Source organism: Nocardia sp. 2TAF39, assembly GCF_052114905.1.
Taxonomy (GTDB): domain Bacteria; phylum Actinomycetota; class Actinomycetes; order Mycobacteriales; family Mycobacteriaceae; genus Nocardia.
Window position 1 is genome coordinate 54,182 of record NZ_JBFRFQ010000044.1, and the last position, 6,215, is coordinate 60,396.

Consider the following 6,215-nt stretch of genomic DNA (forward strand, 5'->3'; position numbering starts at 1 on the left):
ACGCAGTGCTGTGGTGACGAGCCGGAACTGCGCCGATCCCGGGATTGATCAGGATGTCCGCGCCGGCTGGCACGATCTCGGGCAGTCGGCTGCCCCACCACCAGCAACCAGCGATCGGCCGTCAGCCGCAGCCGGTGCACCTTCGCCGTCGCCACCCGCACACACGGCACATTGTCCGGCGCAGAGCGATCACCGGTTCCTTGTCACGAACTGCACGACCGGGTCCCATCAGAGCGGTCGGTCGGAACCGCCGAAAGGAAGCTGTCAAAGAAGAGCGCTGGACCGTTAACAGACCGTAAAGATCGGGGTCGGTGGGTACCCCGGCGGTAGAAGTGGAGAGCCGGTCAGGCGGACGACTCCAGCGCGACCGGCGGTGTCTCATCGGAAGAAGGGTCGTCATGTCGGCAGTCACCATTGCCGTTCTCGTCGGGTTCGTGTGCTGTGCACTGGTCATCCGGGCGCTGGGCAGCCGCGCGCAGCCGCACCCGCCGCAGGCCGTGGTCGTAGCGGACGACCGCGGCGGGCGGTGGCGGACGAACGAGCCGGGGGCGTTCGATGTCTGAGCGCTGGGCCCAGCACGCCGGTTCGATCGAGGGTTGCTCGGCCCGGGACTCGCGGCGCGCGATGATGAAGGCGTGAAACGCGGCCAGCTGCGCATCTACCTGGGCGCCGCGCCCGGAGTCGGCAAGACCTACGCCATGCTCGGCGAGGCGCACCGGCGGCTGGAGCGCGGCCGCGACGTGGTGGCCGCGGTGGTCGAGACGCACGGCAGGGAGAAGACCGCACGGCTGCTCGAGGGCATCGAGCGCATTCCGCCGAAGCTGATCGAGTACCGCGGCACCACGCTCCCCGAACTCGACGTCGAGGCGGTGCTGCGGCGCGCGCCCACGGTGGTGCTGGTCGACGAGCTGGCGCACACGAACGCACCGGGCAGCACGCACGAGAAGCGCTGGCAAGATGTGGCGGACTTGCTCGACGCCGGCATCGACGTGATCTCCACGGTCAACGTGCAGCACCTGGAGAGCCTCAACGACGTCGTCGAGCAGATCACCGGCATCCAGCAGCGCGAAACCGTGCCGGACGCCGTGGTGCGCGGGGCGGACCAGGTAGAGCTGGTCGATATCACGCCGGAAGCGTTGCGGCGCAGACTCTCCCACGGCAACGTGTACGCCGCCGAGAAGATCGATGCGGCAATGCGCAACTATTTCCGGCCGGGAAACCTCACTGCGCTGCGCGAATTGGCGCTGCTGTGGCTGGCCGACCAGGTCGACGCCGCGCTGGCCAAATACCGCTCCGACCACAAGATCACCGAGCTGTGGGAGGCGCGTGAGCGCGTCGTAGTCGCGGTGACCGGTGGCCCGGAGTCGGAGACAATCGTGCGCAGGGCCAGCCGGATCGCCACGAAATCCAGCGCAGACCTCGTGGTCGTGCACGTCGTGCGTGGCGACGGGCTGGCTGGGGTCTCCACCGAGCGCCTCGCCCGACTGCGCGAGCTCGCGGCCAGTTTGGACGCCTCGCTGCACACCGTCACCGGCGACGATGTGCCCTCGGCCCTGTTGGAATTCGCGCGTGAGGCCAACGCCACGCAACTGGTGCTGGGCACCTCGCGGCGGTCGCGCTGGGCCCGGATCTTCGACGAGGGCATCGGGTCCACTGTCGTGCAGCGCTCCGAAAAGATCGACGTGCACATGGTGACGCACGAGGAAGCCCACCGCGGGTTTCGCCGCTCCGCGCTGCGCACGCGCAGGCCCGTAACCGCATGGCTCGCCGCGGTTCTCGTGCCCGCGCTGGTGTGCGCGGTCAGCGCCGCCTACTTGGACGACGTGCTGGATCTCGGCGGGATCAGTGCGGTGTTCGTGGTTGGCGTCGTCGCGGTGGCATTGTTGGGCGGCATCGTGCCCGCGTCGGTTTCGGCGCTGCTGTCCGGCCTGCTGTTGAACTGGTTCTTCGCACCGCCGCGCTACAGCCTGACCATCGCCGAACCGGACAGCTTCGTCACAGTGGTGGTGCTGCTCATCGTCGCCGTCGCGGTGGCGGCGCTGGTCGATGTGGCCGCGAAGCGGACAAGGCAGGCGCGCAAGGCCTCTCGGCAGGCCGAGTTGCTGACCATGTTCTCCGGCGCCGTCCTGCACGGCGCGGATCTGCCCAAGCTGCTCGAGCAGATCAGGGAGACCTTCGCCCAACGCGCGGTCAGCCTGGTGGCGGGCGACCGGGTGCTGGCCGAAGTAGGCGTCGACCCGCCGCGCCTGCCGGCCGACGCGAGCACCGTGGTCGAGGCGGGCGACGCGCACCACTGGCTGCTGCTCGCGGGCCGACCGCTGCCGACGGCCGACCGTACTGTTCTCAACGCGGTGGCCAACCAGGCCGTCGGACTGGTGCGGCAGGCCCGCCTCGCCGAGGAGGCCGGCGCCGCGGCGGCGCTGCTGGAGGCCGACCGGCTGCGCCGGGCGCTGCTCTCGGCGGTCAGCCACGACCTGCGCACGCCCCTGGCCGGAGCCAAGGCCGCCGTCTCCAGCCTGCGCAGCGACGACATCGAATTCTCCCCGGAGGACACCGCCGAGCTCCTGGAGACAATCGAGGAGTCGGTGGATCAGCTCACCGCGCTGGTCGGCAACCTGCTCGACTCGTCGCGGCTCGCGGTCGGCGTGGTGACGCCACAGCTGCGGCGGGTGTACCTGGACGAGGTGGCGCACCGCGCGCTGGTGAGCGTCGGAATGGGCGCGCGTGGGCTGCGCCGCGCCGCAATGGACCGGGTCGGGGTCGACGTCGGCGACGTCTCGGTGCGGGCCGATGGCGGCCTGCTGGAACGGGTGCTGGCCAACCTGATCGACAACGCGCTGCGTCACGCGCCACGCGATACCCCGGTCCGGATCACCGCCGAGCGCACCGGCGACCGCGTCTCGATCGCCGTCGTCGACACCGGTCCCGGCGTCCCGCACGGTGCGGAGGAGCAGCTCTTCGAGCCGTTTCAGCGCCTCGGCGACCGGGACAACACCACGGGTGTCGGGCTCGGACTGTCGGTGGTGCGCGGTTTCGTCGAAGCGATGGGCGGGACGGTGCACGCCGATCCGACGCCAGGGGGAGGATTGACCATGCTGGTCGATCTGCCCGCAGACGAGGTACCTACTCCCGACAACGCGGGCGCGGATGTCTCGCGTGAGACGACAAGCGCAGGTGAGTGAGGTGTCCCTGACGGCACAGGAGGCGGTGGTGACGAAAACGCCCGAGGCGGTGGCGACCAAAGTGCTCGTAGTCGACGACGAACCGCAGATCGTGCGCGCGCTGCGGATCAACCTGTCGGTCCGCGGCTACGAGGTGATCACCGCGGCGACCGGTGGTGCCGCCTTGCGGGCGGCCGCCGACAAGCATCCGGACGTGGTGATCCTCGACCTCGGCCTACCCGACATGGACGGCATCGAGGTGCTCGCCGGGCTGCGCGGCTGGACGTCGGCGCCGGTGATCGTGCTGTCCGCGCGGACCGACTCGGCCGACAAGGTCGAGGCGCTCGACGCGGGCGCCGACGACTACGTCACCAAGCCGTTCGGGATGGACGAGTTGCTTGCCCGGCTGCGCGCCGCGGTCCGCCGCGGCGCCACCGACACCGACGCGTCGGACCCCGTGGTGGTGACCGCGTCGTTCACCGTCGACCTCGCCGCCAAGAAGGTCACCAGGCACGGCGAGACCGTGCACCTGACGCCGACCGAGTGGGGCATGCTGGAGATGCTGGTGCGCAACCGCGGCAAGCTGGTCGGGCGACGTGAGCTGCTGCGCGAGGTCTGGGGTCCGTCCTACGCCACCGAGACGCACTATCTGCGGGTATATCTGGCGCAGCTGCGGCGCAAGCTGGAAGTCGATCCGTCACACCCGAAACACCTGCTCACCGAGGCAGGAATGGGCTATCGGTTCCAGGAGTAGTAATCCCAGCCACCTGCCGGTGACCGCCAGGAATGGCGCACGCGACCCAGGCGTTGCCAGGCGCGCGAGCTGATTTCGACGAGAATGGCAGGATCGAACCATGGCTGAACAGACCGCTACACCCGCCACCGCCACCGCAGCGCCGGTCGAGCAGGGCCCGACCACGCTGTGGGTCGCGCGCACCGGGACCAGGGCCTACACCGGCCGCAGCTCCCGCGGCGCCGAGGTCCGGATCGGGTCGCAGGGCGTCGCCGGTGTGTTCACACCGGGCGAGCTGCTGAAGATCGCCTTGGCCGCCTGCTCAGGCCTGAGTGCGGACTTCCCACTGTCGCGCAAGCTCGGCGACAACTTCGACGCGACCATCCGGGTGTCCGGCGACGCCGATCGGGAGAACGAGGTCTACCCGCAGCTGGACGAGGTGTTCGAGCTCGACCTCAGCGAACTCGACGACGAGGCACGCGAGCGGTTGCTCGTCACGGTGCAGCGCGCGATCGACAAGGTGTGCACCGTCGGGCGGACGCTGCGGGCCGGCTCGAAGGTGACCTTGTCGTTCGACGTCGAGGCCTGATGGACGACGCCATTCGGTTGAGCGCGTGGGTGCACGGCTGGGTCCAGGGAGTGGGTTTCCGCTGGTGGACCCGGGCACGCGCGTTGGAGCTCGGGCTGGTCGGGCACGCGACCAACGCCAGGGACGGCCGCGTGCACGTGGTCGCGGAAGGACCGCGACAGGCGTGCGAAAGGTTGCTCGAACTCTTGCGTTCGGGGACTGCACCTGGTCGGGTGACCTTGGTTGTGGAAAGCTGGGAGCCCGCGCGGGGTGATGTGACCGGTTTCGAGGAGCGGTAGTGGCAGTTCGGGCGACGAGGGGGGCGCAACGGTGAGCACGCAGCATCCGGGTGACGACACGCGTCCCGACAACCCCGAACCCGAGCGGTCGTCCGCTCCGGAGCATCCGGCCACGCCTTCCGCCACCGGTTCCGAACCCGAGCCCGGTGCGCGAGCGGCCCCGGAGTCCGCGCCGGCCGATTCCGCCGAAGCGCAGGATCGGTCCACTTCCACCTCGAGTGGGCCGGGCACGACGTCCGATTCGGTCGCGCCGAGCGGAACCGCCGCGGCTCCCGGCACTCCGGGGCCGCCCCGGCGCGGCAGCGTGCAGCGACAGGAAGCGGGGGTGACCAAACCACGTCCGCCCACGGTGGCCGAAGCGAGGGCCAGGGACAAGGCGCGCAAGCACGCCGAGCAGGCACAGCAGGCCGCCGCCGCGGCCGAGGAGGCCAAGAAGCGCAAGCGCAAGCGGGTCATGATCGGTGGTGTGGCCATTGTCGGCGTCGCCGGTCTGGTCGGCGGCGGCTACCTGGCCTATCGTGCGCTGACCGCGCCCGACCGGGTCACGGCCTACTGCGTGAAAACCGAGAACGGCCAGGAGGTCGTGGTCGACGACGACCACTGCGGCGACGGCCGACCCGGCTTCGTGAGCAATAGCGGTGGCGGACCGGGCCTGATCGTGCTCGGCGGCGGACCGCAATACCGCTACTACTACGGCGGCACCGGCACCGTCGGGAAGCCGCCGACCGGCGGCACCACGGTCACACCGCGCAACGCCGAGATCAAGACCAAGAGCGGAACCACGGTGCAGCGCGGCGGGCTCGGCAGCAAGAGCACCGGCGGGGGGTCGTAGATGCGGCGCGTACATGATACGCCCCGGCCGGGCTGGCAGCAGACCGTCGAAGGCCAGGGCCTGGTCTACGGTTCACCGGGACGGGATGCGAGCGGCCAGCCGAGGCCGTACTGGGACGAGTCCGTCCACTACGAGTTCGACATGCCGGAGATCCTCGCCTTGGAGGCCGACGTCGAACTGCTGCACTCGATGTGCCTGAACGCGGTGGAGCACATCGTGCTCACCGAACGGTTCGCCGATTTCGGTCTGCCCGAGTGGAGTTGGGGCCCGATCGCCGAATCCTGGAAGCGCTCCGACCCGTACGTGTACGGGCGTTTCGATCTCCGTTACGACGCGCGCCGGCCCGCGAAACTGCTGGAGTACAACGCGGATACGCCGACCTCGCTGTTGGAGGCGGCGATCGTGCAGTGGCACTGGCTCACCGACCGCTACCCGGGTGGCGACCAGTGGAACTCGTTGCACGAGAAGCTCGTCGAGCGCTGGAGCGCGCTGCGCGACGTGCTACCGACGCCACAGCTGCACTTCACCTGGTCCGGCGCGGACGCGACCGGCGAGGACAACGTCACCACGGCGTACCTGCAGGAGACCGCCGCGGAGGCCGGGTTCGACACCATCGCACTCC

The 6,215-nt window shown here is 69.9% G+C and carries 7 protein-coding genes; all 7 read left to right on the forward strand.

Annotated features, from left to right (window positions below; all coding sequences use genetic code 11):
* Positions 1–398: 398 nt before the first annotated feature.
* The gene (locus tag AB4Z47_RS23975) at positions 399–563 is read left to right on the forward strand and encodes a hypothetical protein (RefSeq protein WP_441953729.1); all 165 of its coding nucleotides are present in this window, start codon (positions 399–401) and stop codon (positions 561–563) included.
* 72 nt (positions 564–635) lie between these two features.
* Positions 636–3,182, forward strand: coding sequence for an ATP-binding protein (locus AB4Z47_RS23980; protein ID WP_441953731.1), 2,547 nt, complete (start codon positions 636–638; stop codon positions 3,180–3,182).
* A gap of 1 nt (position 3,183) precedes the next feature.
* The gene (locus tag AB4Z47_RS23985) at positions 3,184–3,915 is read left to right on the forward strand and encodes a response regulator (RefSeq protein ID WP_441953750.1); all 732 of its coding nucleotides are present in this window, start codon (positions 3,184–3,186) and stop codon (positions 3,913–3,915) included.
* A 100-nt stretch (positions 3,916–4,015) separates the two neighbouring features.
* On the forward strand, positions 4,016–4,483 hold the full coding sequence (locus AB4Z47_RS23990; RefSeq protein WP_441953733.1) for an OsmC family protein: 468 nt from the start codon (positions 4,016–4,018) through the stop codon (positions 4,481–4,483).
* Positions 4,483–4,761: an acylphosphatase gene (locus AB4Z47_RS23995; protein WP_441953735.1), complete on the forward strand. Its 279-nt coding sequence runs from the start codon at positions 4,483–4,485 to the stop codon at positions 4,759–4,761. The genes AB4Z47_RS23990 and AB4Z47_RS23995 overlap by 1 nt, the downstream gene beginning before the upstream one ends.
* A gap of 31 nt (positions 4,762–4,792) precedes the next feature.
* Positions 4,793–5,593, forward strand: a complete 801-nt coding sequence (locus tag AB4Z47_RS24000) for a hypothetical protein (protein ID WP_441953737.1) — start codon at positions 4,793–4,795, stop codon at positions 5,591–5,593.
* Positions 5,594–6,215: glutathionylspermidine synthase family protein (locus tag AB4Z47_RS24005; protein WP_441953739.1), on the forward strand; the 622-nt coding region annotated here is incomplete at its 3' end.

Bases quoted from the DNA above. Each gene is read 5' to 3' on its own strand.
- AB4Z47_RS23975 (WP_441953729.1), top strand. From the start codon at position 399: ATGTCGGCAGTCACCATTGCCGTTCTCGTCGGGTTCGTGTGCTGTGCA.
- AB4Z47_RS23990 (WP_441953733.1), top strand. From the start codon at position 4,016: ATGGCTGAACAGACCGCTACACCCGCCACCGCCACCGCAGCGCCGGTC.
- AB4Z47_RS23995 (WP_441953735.1), top strand. From the start codon at position 4,483: ATGGACGACGCCATTCGGTTGAGCGCGTGGGTGCACGGCTGGGTCCAG.